This is a genomic window from Tenacibaculum aiptasiae, assembly GCF_008806755.1.
In the GTDB taxonomy this organism is placed as follows: Bacteria; Bacteroidota; Bacteroidia; order Flavobacteriales; family Flavobacteriaceae; genus Polaribacter; species Polaribacter aiptasiae.
This window is the reverse complement of record NZ_WAAU01000028.1, coordinates 191,851-205,781: the sequence shown is the minus strand read 5'-3', so window position 1 is coordinate 205,781 and position 13,931 is coordinate 191,851. Positions and strand designations below refer to the sequence as shown.

The window sequence follows — 13,931 nt, the reverse complement described above, 5'->3', positions numbered from 1 at the left end:
AAAAGGACAAAAATATCCGCTATAAAATGACTAACCTAAAAAAAATAACAACTATACAAATTGCTTGCATCTTTATTTGGATTGGCTTTATAGCTTCTATAAGTTTTATGGAAGCATGGTTAAAATTTAAAGCTGAGGGAGTAACTGCTGAAATTGGACTATCTATTGGACGTTTAGTTTTTAAAGCCTTAAACACAGTAGAAATAAGTTTAGCTTTTATAATTCTTATTTCAATATTAATTAGCAAGAACTTCAACTTGCTAAGAAAACTACTACCTCCCTATTTCATCTTACTAATACAAAGCATTTACCTCTTACCAGTTTTAGATTCAAGAGCTATACAAATTATACAAGGCATTTCAGTAGATAAAAATTACGACCACTTAGTCTATGTCTTATTAGAACTACTAAAAATAATAACACTCATTTTAATAGGTATACAAATAACATATAACAATGAATATAAATCCTAATACGCTAGTTTCAGATATAGTATCTGAAAACTACAAAACAGCAGAAACTTTCAAGCTTTATGGTATTGATTTTTGCTGCAACGGTAACAGAAGTTTACAAGAAGTATCTGAAAAAAAACAAATTGATTTATCAATATTAATTTCTAAAATTAAAAATGACAATGAGAAAAATATAAATGCTAATCATGAAAATTTTCAAAACTGGGAACTAGACTTCTTGAGTGATTATATATATCAAAATCACCATACTTACATAGAGAGAAAAGGTCCTGAAATACTAGCCTATCTAAATAAGATTAGTTCTGTTCATGGTAAAAATCATCCTGAACTTCATGAAGTAGCCTTACTTTTTAAAGAAGCCCTCGATGACTTAACTATTCACATGAAAAAAGAAGAATTAATTCTTTTTCCTTACATAAAAAAAATAGCAAATTCTTATAAAAACAACGAACATCTAAACACTCCTCCCTTTAGCTCCGTATCAAACCCTATTGAGGCTATGCATAGTGACCATGATAATGAAGGTGAGCGATTTAGAAAAATTTCAGAATTAACAAATAACTACAAAATTCCCAGCGACGCATGCAATACATATAAAATCGCTTTTTCCTTACTAAAAGACTTTGAAGAAGACTTACATAAACATATTCACTTAGAAAACAATATTCTTTTTAAAAGAGCCATAACTCTTGAAAATAAATTAAATAACAAGAACTAATGAAAAAAATTTGGACAATTTTTATACTAATAGTGGCATCTTCATTTGCTGCTCTTATATGGGTAGGTACTGAGATCTACCAAAAACAACCTCCTATTCCTCAAAAAGTAGTTGTAAAAAATACAAATTCAATAATCTATACTAAAACAGACATACAAATAGGTCAAAATGTCTGGGAATCTATTGGAGGAATGGAAGTAGGCTCTATTTGGGGACATGGAAGTTACGTTGCTCCCGATTGGACTGCTGATTGGATTCACAGAGAAGCCGAGTTTCTATTAAACTATTGGGCTAAAAAAGATTACAATAATGATTTCGAAAAATTAGATGTAGAAAAACAAGGTGCTTTAAAAGCTAGATTGGTTAAAGAAATAAAAACAAATACTTATAATAAAGAAACTGAAAGTATTAGTATTTCACAAGATCGATTACTTGCTATTAAAAATAATATTACTTACTACAGCTCTATTTTTTCTGAAGGTTATGAACAATATGCAATACAAGAAGGAGCATTAACAAACGTTGAAAAACTTGAACAACTCAATGCTTTTTTATTTTGGACTTCTTGGGCAGCAAGTACTAATAGACCAAATAAAGACTACACATACACATCGAACTGGCCACACGAACCTTTGATTGATAATACTATTACCGCTGACTCTCAAATTTGGTCTGGTTTTTCTATCATTCTTCTTTTATTATTCATCGGAATTCTTGCTTATTATTATGTAAGAAATCACGAAAAAGGTGAAGCTGTAACAAGCCCTAGTAAAGACCCACTTGTTAACATGCCTTTATTTCAATCGCAAAAAGCAGTTTTAAAATACTTTTTTGTAGTTTCACTTCTAATAGCTTTGCAAGTAGTTTTAGGAATAATTACCGTTCATTATACTGTAGAAGGACAGTCTTTTTTTGGATTCGAACTATCAAAATTTTTGCCTTACTCTATTTCTAGAACTTGGCACACACAACTGGCTGTTTTTTGGATTGCCATTACTTGGTTAGCTACTGGTTTATTTTTAGCTCCTATGATTAGTGGTAAAGAAATGAAGTATCAAGTTTTTGGTATTAACTTTTTATTTATTGCTGCTTTAATTATTGTTTTAGGTTCTATGCTTGGTGAATGGCTTGGAGTACATCAATTTTTAGAATTATCTACCAATTTTTTCTTTGGACACCAAGGATATGAATATATGGATATGGGGCGATTCTGGCAGTTATTCCTTGCTGTTGGCTTAATTTTATGGATGTTCATGGTAGGAAGACATATTGTTTATGGCATCAAAAAAAAGAATGATGATAAGCATTTATTAACCATTTTACTTGTAGCGGTTATTGCCATAGGAATGTTTTTCTTTTCTGGTTTAATGTATGGAGAAAATAGTAGCTTACCTGTTATCAATTACTGGAGATGGTGGTTAGTACATTTATGGGTTGAAGGTTTCTTTGAAGTCTTTGCTACTGTTACGATTGCTTACCTATTTTCAAGAATGAAAATAATATCAGTAAAAACAGCTGGAAAAACTTCTATCGCTTCTGCAACTATCTTTTTGGCTGGAGGTATTATTGGTACACTACATCATTTATACTATTCAGGAACTCCAGTACAAGCTATTGCTTTAGGTGCTACTTTTAGTGCGTTAGAAGTAGTTCCTCTTACTTTAATGGGCTTTGAAATTAGAGAAAACTGGAATCTTCTAAAAGAAAACGAATGGATTCAACGATACAAATGGCCAATTTTCTTCTTTATAGCTGTTGCTTTTTGGAATATGGTTGGAGCCGGTGTTTTTGGATTTTTAATTAATCCTCCAATTGCTTTGTATTATATCCAAGGATTAAATACAACTTCTGTCCATGCTCATACTGCTTTATTTGGAGTGTATGGTATGCTTGGAATGGGCTTTATTATTACTTGTTTACGTTTATACTCAAAACGTTTATGGAACGAAAAACTTATTAAAAATGCATTTTGGTTACTTAATATCGGATTAGTTCTTATGGTGGTGTTGAGTTTACTTCCCTTAGGTATCATCCAAGCACATACCTCTATAACAAAAGGATATTCTTACGCCAGAGATGCTGAACTTTTATACACTCCAACAGTGCAAACTATTAAATGGTTGCGCGTTATTGGCGATGTTGTGTTCTCTGTTGGTATTGGTTATTTCTGCTGGTTTGTAATAAAAGAGACTGTCAATTTAATTAAAAACCGCTCATAATTTTAATTCTTTTGTTGCAAAAAGGAGCTGTTTTCAACAACAGCTCCTTTTTAAAAACTAATTTACTCTTTAAATATTACTTAAAGTTTCAGTAAAATAGCTCTTTAACTTTACCACAGCTTGATTAACATACTCCTCTTGATCATATAAATCAAAATGTGTTGCTTCTTTTATTGTAAATAATTCTTTTTGTCCTTTAGCTCTATTTACAGCAACTTCACTAAAATAAGCTGACAAAGCTTTTTCTCCTACTATTGCTAAGAATGGTCTATCAGCCATTAACTCCATTTGTTCACTTGGGTTGAAAAAATAGCGGGTATCTAAAGACATTGCTGCTCTTAAAGGTGAGTAAGTAGCAAATTGTCCACCTCGTTTTGGATTTCTATAATAATCAGCTGCTCTATCCCAAAACTCTCCCATTCCAGAATTTTTCACAGGAATTCCATCAACCAAAACAACTTCTCCTGTTTCAAAAAACTTCTGTCTTGCTTCGTTCCCCATTTTTATTTGTTGCTGAAACTGAGCTATTTTATCTCCTTTTAAAACATCGCTGTACTGCGTAGCTCCTCCTAATCCGTAATCAATAAAATCAACAAAACCACTCACCGTTGCTACTGATTTTACTCGCTGATCAAAAATTGCTGTTTGAATACTATATCCTGCTCCTGAACAAATTCCCAACTCTCCTACTTTTTCTTTATCCACTCCTGGTATTGTTCTTACAAATGAAATAGCATTTTTGATATCCTCTACTTTCATAGGTGCATTTTCCATAGCTCTTGGGTATCCTCCACTCTCACCATAAGTTCTATGGTCAAAAGCCAAAGTTACAAAGCCTTCTTTTGCTAATTTCTCAGCATAAATCCCAGCTGTTTGTTCTTTTATTCCACTTGCTGGCGTTATACAAACTATGGCAGAAAATTTTCCATTAATATCAAAATCTTTAGGTATAAATAAGTTTGCTGCTATTCTAGTTCCTTCACTTAAAAAACTAACTTTATTTATTCCTTCTACATAATTTACTCTATATGTGGCATCCTCTTTTTTTGTTTGCGCTTTTACATTAAACATCATACTTAAAATTAATACGGTTATTATTCTTTTCTTAAAAACTCTATTCATCATAATTATTTTTTATAATAATTAGTAAATAATTAACTTGCAAGTTGAAATAAAATATGACTATAATCTGAAGCAAATCTATAACTAAAGAGAAGGTCATCAAAATACTATTTTTTTATATTTATCATAATTATTTATTATGGATACTAGATTACTTAAATTTTTCATCGCTGTTTACGAACAAAAAAATCTAACTCGAGCTGCTTCTCAATGTTTTGTTTCTCAACCCAATATTTCTAACGGAATTAAACAACTTGAAGAAGAACTTGGAAAAACTTTGTTTGAGCGTCATAAAAAAGGGGTTGAATTAAAAACCGAGGCTCATTATTTATATCCTATCGCTAAACGTTTGGTTAGTGAAATAGATAATTTGAGTCATAGTTTTAAGGTTAGAAAATTTGAAAACAAAGTACAAATTGGTATCGCAGAGAGTTTGCCTCAAGAACACAAACAACAGTTTTTTAGAACTTCATCTAATATTTGTGATTCTGTAGAATGGATAGTAAATGAAATTGACAGAAAAAATGAACTTAATTTATTAGTCAGGGAATGGAAGCAAGAAGAAGACTTGTTTCTACCTCTTTGGAAAGAAGACTATGTTCTGTGTATACCTAACGACAATCCTTTAATAAACAAAGACCTTATTAGCTTAAAGGATTTAGAAAAAGAAACATTTATTCACTGTCCTCCATGTGAAGCTCACAAGCAATGTTTATCTATTTTAAACCACGAAACAAACAAAATTGTGACTGTTGCTAATTGCTCAACCAAAACCGAAACATTAACCATGCTAATGGCTGGATTAGGCGTTACTTTTTTACCTGAATCGTTTGTTGATGGGTGGTATGGTTTTGAAGTAAAAAAATATAAAGGGCCTCGTTATTTTAGAGAAGTTGGTTTGGCTTACCCAAGAAAAAGCTTAAGAAATCCAGCGATTGCTAAAATCATTGAACATTTTTCTAAAAATCCATTAAAAACAACAAAGTTTAGTGAGTTTGGCCACTATTTCAAAACCTAAGATTGCGTTTTAAAACAATCTTCCATAATAGTTTAAATCAACCAATTCTCCCTTGGTTGTTCTATAATCGCATCTAAGTACTCCTTCTTGTTCAAACCCGCATCGTAAGGCTAGATTTATACTCCTTGTATTTTCTTTTGAAATTCTACAAAACAACTTTTTAAACTGATGCTTTTTTACTGTATTCTCTAATATATAATTAAAACTCTGAGTTATAATCCCCTTTCCTTCATAGGACACATCTATAAAAGCTCCTAGTTCGGCTTTAGGAACATCCCAATCTATATTTTTAAAATCTATAAAACCAATCGCTTTACCTAATTTCTTATCTATTATTAAATACGGATAATAAGTTTTCTCTTCTACTCGTACATCTACTTTTTTACAATACTCTTCTGTATCTTGCAATGTTTGTGTATACTTTACTGTTCCAGCAAAAAAGTCTTCTAACCTATTTTTATTCTTATTAATTAATTCAAAAAAAAGAATACTTTCTTTTTCTGTTAATAATTGTACTTTAAAATCGTCCATTATCATACTCATTTATTTTTTTGTAAAATAACGGCAACTTACAAACATATACATTGATTTAAATCAACGTTTTCTTCACCCTTGACAATGTTTCTGGGCTCATTCTTAAATAAGATGCTATGTATTTATTAGGAATCTCTTGAAACAGCTCTGGTCTTCTTTTTAGAACTCTTTGATATCTTTTTACAGGAGATGAAATTAACAAATCTTTTTCTCGCTCTGCTTGATGCACTATAATCTCCTCCAAAACCTTATACCACAATTCTTGATACTCTTGACGAGAAAATATAAACTTCAAAAACTCTTCCTTAGATAAATAACTTACTTCTGTTTTCTTTAAAGCCTCTATTTCTAATTGAGAATTTTTACCCGAAAAAAAAGAATCTAACGCTGTTATGATAGATTCTTTATATCCAAAATAAAAAGTATGCTCTTCAAAATCTTCAACAAAGAAAACTCGAACACTTCCCTTTTCTATAAAATAAATATTGGTATCAACGCTATGAGCTCTTTTTAAGAACTCTTCTCGATTTAAAACTTTTCTCTGAGTAGCAATTCCTTCTTTCTTTATATAAGCTCGTAACGTTTTATATGCTTCCATTTTTAATGGATTATTGCATTCTGAATATCTGCCTGTATTTTAGTCCTCATATTACTTCTAACCAAGCCAGAGTTTTTCATTGTTGGATATACTCTGTTAGATAAAAACACATAAACTATTCCCGATTCAGGATCGGCCCAAGTATAAGTTCCTGTAAAACCACTATGACCAAAACTTTTTTCAGAAACACATCCACAAGTTGGCTTTTCTTCAGGTCTTATTTGAGGCTTATCAAAACCTAATCCTCTACGTACTTTTTTATCTGCATAATACCTTTTATTAAACTTTTCTAAAGTTTCTGGCTCTAAATATTTTTTACCTCCATACTCTCCATTTTGCAAGAACATTTGCATAATTTTAGCTACATCATTTGCATTTGCAAACAAACCAGCATGTCCTCCAACTCCTCCTAACATTGCCGCTCCCATATCATGAACATAACCATGTACTAATTGATTTCTGTAATAAGTATCTTTTTCTGTTGGTACTATTTCTGACTTACTAAACTTATTAAGCGGCAAATATGTTGTTCTATTCGCTCCTAATGATTGATAAAACTCTTCATCAACCAATTTATTTAGAGGTGTTTTGTATTTTTTCTCTATAATTTCTTTAAAAATATAATAACCTAAATCGCTATACTTGTAACCAACTCTTTCTCTTTGATCTACCTCAACAATATGCTTATAAATTGTATCCCTATACGATTTACTTAAATATAAATTTTTAGCAACCTTGATATTATATTTTTTGGATCTTTTCTTTCTATAATATTTAGATGAATTTTTTCCAGTTTCTTCATCTTTAGTATTCATATAAAAAGGAATCCACGATTGTAATCTTCCATAATGAGAAAGAATTTCTTTCAACAATAAAGTATCTTTATTTGATTCATGATACCTTGGCAACACATCTCCTAAACTTGAGTATAAACTAATTTTTTTATCCTCTTCTGCCTTCATTATCATAGGTAATGAAGCTAGAATCTTAGTTAATGATGCAAGATCATAAATATCGGTTTTCTTTACTTTTCTTCTCTTTAACCCCGTATGATATCCAAAACTTTTATTATAAAATACTTTACCATTTCTTGCTATTAAAACTTGACCTCCTGGAGCCATTCTCTTTTGTAAAATAGTATCAATCCTTTTGTTTATGATAGAAAGTTTTTCTGAAGACACTCCTGCTTCTTCTGGAATTGTGTATTCAAAAACATTTAATCCTTTTACAGAAACTCCTTCCCCTTCTTTAAACTCTTCATTAATTGATACTGGTAATTTACCGCTCAAATCAAATGCTCCGAATAATGCCTGTGCTGAAAGTTCTTGTGCCAACTTGCTATTTTGATACGAAACTACAACTCCCTCTATGTTTGTAAAAGATTTTAGTTTTAATAAGCTATAAGGGCTTGTAAACACATCTAAAATCACCTTTTTAGTTCTCGCTATCTCTTGCAACCAAACTAGTTCTTTATTAGAAAATTTATAGCTTTTCCAAGGATGCTTATTTGATTTATGAAAACCTACAATTACCAAGTTATATTTTCTTAGTTTTTGCATTAAAACACTCAAATGCTTATCTGAAACCACATCTACCTTAGTGTAGTTTTTAAGCATATTAGAAAAATACTTTCCTTTTGCATCTCCTAAAGAAACATAGGCTATTTTTTTATCTTTTAAATTCTTTATTGGTAAAATCTCAGCTTCATTCTTTGCTACTGTAATTGAACTCTTTATCAATTTTCTATGCAATACCTCATCTGATATCGAATTTAAATCTTTGTTAAGGTTATCTGTAGAAATTGGCTCGAATTTATTCAAACCTACTAGATACTTCGCTTTCAATATTTTTCTTACTGAAAAATCTAATCTTTCTTCTGTTAAATCACCTTTTTCTAAAGCTTCTTTCAATAATTTTACTGATCCAGGAACATCCTGTGGTATTAATAAAATATCATTCCCTGCTAAAATTGCTGCTAAATCTATTTCAGCCGAAGTTGAATAGTTAGCCGCTCCTTTCATATTCAATCCATCGGTAATTACCAAACCTTGAAAACCTAGTTTATCTTGTAATAAATTTGTTACTACATTTTTTGACAAGGATGTTGGTAACTTAGGATTTGGTTCAAAAGCAGGAATACTTAAATGTGCAGTCATTACACTAGCAACTCCTTCTTTAAATATTTTACGATACGGATATAACTCTATTGAGTCTATTCTTTGTTCATTAAAATTGATTGTTGGTAAAGTATGATGAGAATCTGTTGCCGTATCTCCATGGCCCGGAAAGTGTTTGGCATTTGCTAAAACCCCAACACTTTGCATTCCTTTGGTAAATGCAATTGCTTTTTCTGTTACATTTTCTTTACGCTCTCCAAACGATCTGTTTCCTATTATCGGGTTATTAGGATTTGTATTAATATCAACCACAGGTGCAAAATTCATATGAATCCCCACTCGCTTACAGTGCTCTCCTATTCTCTTACCTGTTTCTTCTAAAAGTTCTTGATTTTTTATAGCCCCTAAAGCCATATTCCAAGGAAAACGATATGTTTTTTTAAGTCGCATATCCAATCCCCATTCTCCATCAAAACCTATCATTAAAGGAACTTTTGAGATTTCTTGATATTTATTAGTTAGAGCTACTTGTTTTTCAGGTGTTCCTTGCATAAATATTAAATTACCTACATGATACTTGTTAATCATATTTGTAATAAACTTTTCATGCTTTTTGTCCTTATTAGAATAAGCCTGTACCATAAACAACTGCCCTATTTTCTCATCAATAGACATTGATTTCATGATACTATCTACCCAAATTGTTTGCGATTCCTTATCTTTTGCTAATAACGGATCTACTTGTTGCGCTTCTACTACTTGAACAAAAACAAACGCTAAAAAAACTAGTACTTTCTTCATCATATTTAAAATCTCTTACTACATAAAATCAATTCTTATACCAAAAACCTCTTATGCCAACTTTTATCAGCTGTTACTTCCCAATTCATTTCAAAATCCTCTTTGGTATTTACCATATTATTGAAAACTATGGTATTTGAAGTTATTTTTTGTTCTTTAGCAAATTGTTGAAACTCTGGTAACTTTACTATATTAATGTTTTCACCAACTTTAAAAGTTACATTCATTTTATTCATTAAATCCACATTCATTTCTTTTTCCAACTCTTGTACGAAACGAACTGAAGAATCTATAGAACATCCTGATACATTATTAAAACCTTCATCTACAGCTAACACTAAAAACTGATTATATTTTATAGTAAACGACCCTTTTAAATCATCTCCATGACGTGTCCAATTTTCAATAAAAAGTATTGCTTTTGCACAAATATGTTCTACTTCTTCAACTGTAAACTCTCTATCTGCTTGATAAATCCAAACTCGTGAATCGTTTGGTAAATTATTATATTCCGTGTACATTTTTCCTTTCTTTTATAATTCCTAAATTAAAAAACTATCAAGATTTTATATCTTAAACGAGTGTTAAAGATTACCTTAAATTAAATTTTTGTTGCAGTGCTTGTAGTTTCTCTTCATCTGTCATCTTTTTTTTAGGTGAAGACATACGTTCTTTCACTTCTCTCAAGACTTTTTTAGTGTATAGTGGAAAATCTGCATTTTGAATCCATGCATTGTATCCTGGGTTTTCTTTAAAAACCTCTTCTACTGTTCGTCCTTTATATTTACCGAAAGAAAAAATTTCTTGATCTTTATCATTCATCAAAACGAAACCTGCAAAATCTGCTCGTTTCCCATGTGCTGAATATTCACTTAAAGCCTCTACTGTATTATCTATATCATCATATTTTTCTATCTGAGCCATTAAAATCTCATAGGTAGCATTCGTATCAGCTTCTGCTCCATGCGCTCCTACTAATTCTTTTCCACAGTAAAATTGATATCCTGCACTTAATGTTCTTTGCTCTTTTTTATGAAAAATTACTTGTACATCTATTGCTTTACGATTTTTCATATCAAAATCAATTCCAGCACGCATTAACTCTTCTGCTAAAAGAGGGATATCAAATCTATTTGAATTAAATCCTGCCAAATCACACCCAGCAATCATCTCATTAATTTTTGGTGCTAACTCTTTAAATATAGGCTCTGTAACTACTTTTTCATTTGTTATTCCATGAATATCTGATGATTCTTTTGGTATTTCTATTTCAGGATTCACCAACCATGTTTTACTTTCTTTATTTCCGTTTGGAAACACTTTTAATATTGATATTTCAACAACTCTATCTTTTGCAATATTAACTCCAGTTGTTTCTAAATCGAAAAATACGATTGGTTTTGCTAAGTTTAACTTCATCTAATTTTAAGAGAATTATTCATTATTTAATTGAGCTTTAAACTCGTCTATCTTATCTAAATCTTCTTGAGCTAATGTAGGCTCTTTAAACCCATACTTTTTTAACTCTTCACTAATTGTTTTTGCAACTATATACCTTGCTGTTGGTTTATCATCAGCAGGGACAACATACCATGGCGCATAATATGTTGATGTTCTTTTTAACAAATCTTCATAGCATGCTTGATATTTATCCCACAGCTTACGTTCTTTCAAATCTCCTGAAGAAAACTTCCAATTCTTCTCAGGAATATTTAAGCGACGTAATAACCTATTTTTTTGTTCTTCTTTTGACACATTTAAAAAGAACTTTAAGATAATTGTTCCATTTTCTGTAATATGCTTTTCAAATTGGTTTATTCGATCCATTCTTGAATGATAAAAATCGTCATTTAAATCATCTAAATTTTTAACTGTTGGGATATTTTCTCCAAAAACATATTCAGGATGCACTCTTGTTACCAACACATTTTCATAATGAGTTCTATTAAAAACTCCTATTTTTCCTTTTGCAGGAAGAGCGATATAATGTCTCCATAAAAAGTCATGCTTCAACTCTAACTCTGTTGGCACCTTAAAACTATGTACCACAACTCCACGGGCATTTACATCTTTAAATACTTCACGAATCAAACTATCTTTTCCAGCGGTATCCATTCCTTGTAAGCAAATTAACATACTATACTTACCTTCAGCATACATAGTATCTTGTAATTTACTTATTTCTTTTCTTAATTTTTTAAGTTTTTTTTTCGCTTCCCCCTCTACTGTTTTCGTTTCAAAATCGCTTAACACAACCTCTTCTGAAAACTTAAACATGTCTGTATTCATAGATAATGCTTTTTATACGATAAAAGTACAAAAAATATCCCCTTTAATCATTGATTTTTTCTTGGTTATTATCATTTTTAACAATAAGATTCTTAATTGGTTTTTAATAAAATTTGTGAGCTTTATCACACATAAAACAAACAAATAATGAATAAAACTGTAATTATACAAGGAAGCTCAAAAAGCAATGGTAACACAAATACCGTTATCAACTACTTAAATAAAAATAGTGATTTTGACATTATAGACTTAAAAACCAAAAACATTGGAGCTTTTGAATACGACTTTAGTAATGCAAATGATGATTTTATTCCTTTAATGGAAACCATTATTGATAAATATGACACAATCATTTTTGCCACCCCTGTTTATTGGTATTCTATGAGCGGGACTTTAAAACATTTTTTTGACAGGCTATCTGACCTTCTTCATTATAAAAAAGAACTTGGAAGAAAGTTACGTGGCAAAAGCATGGCTATGATTAGTAATTCTGGAGCCAATGATTTAAAAGATGGATTCACCATGCCCTTTATTGAAAGTGCAAATTATTTAGGCATGAACTATATTGGAGATACTCACGCATGGTTTACTGAAGACGGTAAAGAAATTAACATTGATGCTAAAGCTAAGATTGATGATTTCAGAAAATCATTCTAATAAAAAAGCCTTTCATTGTTAGTGAAAGGCTTTATTTTTTATTCTACTGGTATACATAAATCTACAATCCATTTTTTTTGAGGATGCTCTTCTGCATTGTTATAATAAATTTCAAACGGATCTTGATCTCCTTTTCTATAACCATGTTCACTCATCCATACAAAGCTACTTTCCCATGCTTTTTGAAATTGTTCTCCCACAACCTCAACTCTAGAAACCACACATTTGGTTGCTGGTAAAGTTTTCAAATTCACCTCTCCTTCTGTAGTTACCTTACGATCTAAAACCATACAAGCACTTTGTCTCACTTGGTCTGGTGATGTTATCTTAGGACTATCATGATAAATTGTTACCATCCTTAAATTTGGTTGACTCATTAAACCTTTAGGAGCTGCCCATTGAATTAAACGATTATACACACTCCCTATTAAATCCATCCCTCCTTTATGACTCAAGTAAGCCAATTGCATTTCTGGAACTACTTTTACTTCTGTTTTTGCATTCATTTTTAACCAATTTAAATTTTCATTTATGTTACAAATGTATTGCTCAAACCTAGTTTCTATTTGTCCATTCTTGCTTTCTGTTTTACATATCTTGCTATATTTATTAGCACTTTCTTTTTTAAATTCCGCAGGACTCATTCCGTAAAAGTTCTTAAACGCTCTCGAAAACGAAGACAAACTTGTAAAACCTACTCTTTCAGAAACTTCTGTTATTGATTTTTCTTTTTGTTTTAATAAAAAAAATGCCGCTTTTTCTATTCTTTTTCTAACTATAAAATCATTTAATGTCTCGTTGGTTACAATTTTAAATAATCTATGAAAATGAAAAGGAGAAAAATGCGCTTCTTTTGCTACTCTTTCTAATACTAGTTTCTTATCTAAATTAGACTCTACATAATCTATTGCCTTTCCTATCCTAGTTATTGTTTTATTTGAAAAATTCACAGTTCCTTTCATCTATTTTATAGTTCCTATATAACACATACTTTCACTCTACAAACAAACAGTTCTCACTTTTAACCTCTAGATATTGACTTCTTTTGAAGCCCATAAAAAACTAAACCTCCCAAAAAATAAAGAATTATATCAATCACATCTGCCGTGTATCTAGGATGGCTTTTGGGCAACACAAATTCAAATAAAACCGAATACATAACACACATGTAAAAAATTACCCAAATAGGAATTTTATAATTCTTATCTCCTCTACTCCATCTAAGCACATACAAACTAAACGACAATACTATGGGTATAATAAGAAAATCATTTAGGTAAAACCGAATAATTCTTGGTAACTCAACTTCATATTTAGAAGCCAAATAAACAATTGTTCCTAAACACAGTGAAACCACAATATATATATGAAGTGTTTTTTTCACC

General features: G+C 30.7%; 14 protein-coding genes. 5 read left to right on the top strand and 9 right to left on the bottom strand.

Annotated elements, in window-relative coordinates:
- Window positions 1–26: 26 nt before the first annotated feature.
- The 3 genes from F7018_RS14170 to F7018_RS14160 are packed head-to-tail and all read left to right on the top strand — an operon-like array spanning window position 27 to window position 3,410.
- A complete protein-coding gene (locus F7018_RS14170) occupies window positions 27–473 on the top strand; it encodes a hypothetical protein (protein WP_150900750.1) in 447 nt (148 codons plus the stop codon).
- The gene (ric, locus tag F7018_RS14165; protein WP_150900749.1) at window positions 457–1,191 is read left to right on the top strand and encodes an iron-sulfur cluster repair di-iron protein; all 735 of its coding nucleotides are present in this window, start codon (window positions 457–459) and stop codon (window positions 1,189–1,191) included. The genes F7018_RS14170 and ric overlap by 17 nt, the downstream gene beginning before the upstream one ends.
- Window positions 1,191–3,410 carry a nitric-oxide reductase large subunit gene (locus tag F7018_RS14160; protein WP_150900748.1) on the top strand — a complete coding sequence of 740 codons (2,220 nt, stop codon included), beginning with the start codon at window positions 1,191–1,193 and terminating at the stop codon, window positions 3,408–3,410. Before ric ends, F7018_RS14160 begins: the two co-directional genes overlap by 1 nt.
- Before the next feature lie 69 nt (window positions 3,411–3,479).
- On the opposite strand, the gene F7018_RS14155 is transcribed toward F7018_RS14160, so the two are convergent.
- On the bottom strand, window positions 3,480–4,532 hold the full coding sequence (locus F7018_RS14155) for an alpha/beta hydrolase (protein ID WP_150900747.1): 1,053 nt from the start codon (window positions 4,530–4,532) through the stop codon (window positions 3,480–3,482).
- A 139-nt stretch (window positions 4,533–4,671) separates the two neighbouring features.
- On the opposite strand from F7018_RS14155, the gene F7018_RS14150 reads away from it, so the two are divergent.
- Complete coding sequence (locus F7018_RS14150; RefSeq protein WP_150900746.1) at window positions 4,672–5,550, top strand: LysR family transcriptional regulator; 879 nt, start codon at window positions 4,672–4,674, stop codon at window positions 5,548–5,550.
- 9 nt (window positions 5,551–5,559) lie between these two features.
- Here F7018_RS14150 and F7018_RS14145 read toward each other — a convergent pair whose 3' ends face one another.
- The 6 genes from F7018_RS14145 to F7018_RS14120 all read right to left on the bottom strand — a co-directional run bounded on the left by F7018_RS14145 (window position 5,560) and on the right by F7018_RS14120 (window position 11,889).
- A complete protein-coding gene (locus F7018_RS14145) occupies window positions 5,560–6,093 on the bottom strand; it encodes a GNAT family N-acetyltransferase (RefSeq protein ID WP_246175191.1) in 534 nt (177 codons plus the stop codon).
- Window positions 6,094–6,139: 46 nt separating this feature from the next.
- Entirely contained in the window at window positions 6,140–6,682 is a 543-nt protein-coding gene (locus F7018_RS14140; RefSeq protein WP_175578742.1) for a Crp/Fnr family transcriptional regulator, read from the bottom strand.
- Window positions 6,683–6,684: 2 nt separating this feature from the next.
- Window positions 6,685–9,600, bottom strand: coding sequence for a glycoside hydrolase family 3 N-terminal domain-containing protein (locus F7018_RS14135; RefSeq protein ID WP_150900785.1), 2,916 nt, complete (start codon window positions 9,598–9,600; stop codon window positions 6,685–6,687).
- A 35-nt stretch (window positions 9,601–9,635) separates the two neighbouring features.
- The gene (locus F7018_RS14130) at window positions 9,636–10,121 is read right to left on the bottom strand and encodes an ABC transporter ATPase (RefSeq protein WP_150900745.1); all 486 of its coding nucleotides are present in this window, start codon (window positions 10,119–10,121) and stop codon (window positions 9,636–9,638) included.
- A 70-nt stretch (window positions 10,122–10,191) separates the two neighbouring features.
- Window positions 10,192–11,019, bottom strand: coding sequence for a 3'-5' exonuclease (locus F7018_RS14125; RefSeq protein ID WP_150900744.1), 828 nt, complete (start codon window positions 11,017–11,019; stop codon window positions 10,192–10,194).
- Window positions 11,020–11,034: 15 nt separating this feature from the next.
- Window positions 11,035–11,889: a PPK2 family polyphosphate kinase gene (locus F7018_RS14120; protein WP_150900743.1), complete on the bottom strand. Its 855-nt coding sequence runs from the start codon at window positions 11,887–11,889 to the stop codon at window positions 11,035–11,037.
- A 147-nt stretch (window positions 11,890–12,036) separates the two neighbouring features.
- Here F7018_RS14120 and F7018_RS14115 point away from each other — a divergent pair, with 147 nt between their 5' ends.
- Complete coding sequence (locus F7018_RS14115) at window positions 12,037–12,546, top strand: flavodoxin family protein (RefSeq protein WP_150900742.1); 510 nt, start codon at window positions 12,037–12,039, stop codon at window positions 12,544–12,546.
- A gap of 38 nt (window positions 12,547–12,584) precedes the next feature.
- On the opposite strand, the gene F7018_RS14110 is transcribed toward F7018_RS14115, so the two are convergent.
- A complete protein-coding gene (locus F7018_RS14110) occupies window positions 12,585–13,508 on the bottom strand; it encodes an AraC family transcriptional regulator (protein WP_150900741.1) in 924 nt (307 codons plus the stop codon).
- Window positions 13,509–13,567: 59 nt separating this feature from the next.
- Window positions 13,568–13,930 (bottom strand): hypothetical protein, encoded by a 363-nt coding sequence (locus tag F7018_RS14105; RefSeq protein ID WP_150900740.1) that lies wholly within the window; start codon window positions 13,928–13,930, stop codon window positions 13,568–13,570.
- Window position 13,931: the final 1 nt, after the last annotated feature.

Coding starts and splice junctions, on each gene's coding strand:
- F7018_RS14170 (WP_150900750.1), top strand. CDS start 27: ATGACTAACCTAAAAAAAATAACAACTATACAAATTGCTTGCATCTTT.
- F7018_RS14150 (WP_150900746.1), top strand. CDS start 4,672: ATGGATACTAGATTACTTAAATTTTTCATCGCTGTTTACGAACAAAAA.
- F7018_RS14155 (WP_150900747.1), bottom strand. CDS start 4,532: ATGAATAGAGTTTTTAAGAAAAGAATAATAACCGTATTAATTTTAAGT.
- F7018_RS14115 (WP_150900742.1), top strand. CDS start 12,037: ATGAATAAAACTGTAATTATACAAGGAAGCTCAAAAAGCAATGGTAAC.
- F7018_RS14140 (WP_175578742.1), bottom strand. CDS start 6,682: ATGGAAGCATATAAAACGTTACGAGCTTATATAAAGAAAGAAGGAATT.
- F7018_RS14160 (WP_150900748.1), top strand. CDS start 1,191: ATGAAAAAAATTTGGACAATTTTTATACTAATAGTGGCATCTTCATTT.
- F7018_RS14130 (WP_150900745.1), bottom strand. CDS start 10,121: ATGTACACGGAATATAATAATTTACCAAACGATTCACGAGTTTGGATT.
- F7018_RS14145 (WP_246175191.1), bottom strand. CDS start 6,093: ATGAGTATGATAATGGACGATTTTAAAGTACAATTATTAACAGAAAAA.
- F7018_RS14135 (WP_150900785.1), bottom strand. CDS start 9,600: ATGAAGAAAGTACTAGTTTTTTTAGCGTTTGTTTTTGTTCAAGTAGTA.
- F7018_RS14110 (WP_150900741.1), bottom strand. CDS start 13,508: ATGAAAGGAACTGTGAATTTTTCAAATAAAACAATAACTAGGATAGGA.
- ric (WP_150900749.1), top strand. CDS start 457: ATGAATATAAATCCTAATACGCTAGTTTCAGATATAGTATCTGAAAAC.
- F7018_RS14125 (WP_150900744.1), bottom strand. CDS start 11,019: ATGAAGTTAAACTTAGCAAAACCAATCGTATTTTTCGATTTAGAAACA.
- F7018_RS14120 (WP_150900743.1), bottom strand. CDS start 11,889: ATGAATACAGACATGTTTAAGTTTTCAGAAGAGGTTGTGTTAAGCGAT.